This window comes from Pseudomonas sp. SIMBA_068, from assembly GCF_046534705.1.
GTDB lineage: Bacteria > Pseudomonadota > Gammaproteobacteria > Pseudomonadales > Pseudomonadaceae > Aquipseudomonas > Aquipseudomonas putida.
On the sequence record NZ_JAWRYI010000753.1, the window covers coordinates 1 to 263 of the forward strand.

Annotated in this window: 1 pseudogene; it reads right to left on the reverse strand. The window is 61.2% G+C overall.

Going from position 1 to position 263, the window contains the following annotated elements:
* A pseudogene (locus SB756_RS31290) lies at positions 1-263 on the reverse strand (GNAT family acetyltransferase); the annotation flags it as partial.

Sequence of the window (263 nt, forward strand, 5' to 3'; positions counted from 1 at the left end):
GTTACGCCAGAAGCCGTGCAATGGTTTGTAGTCTGCTGGCCGTCTGGGGTGCACGCCTGGCCGCTCGACCGCACAGAATGCGCAGTAATCAAATTCGGCCAGCTTGTGCGCGTAAGATTCACGTTCGATGAAGAAGCGCACCCCCAGGCCCTGACCACGGTATTCCGGCAGTACCAGCGACCCACCGAAGTAGTACACGCTGGCCGGGTCACGCCCTTGGGCCAGGAACGGCTGCTGGAACTCGGGGGCTACATCCACCAATG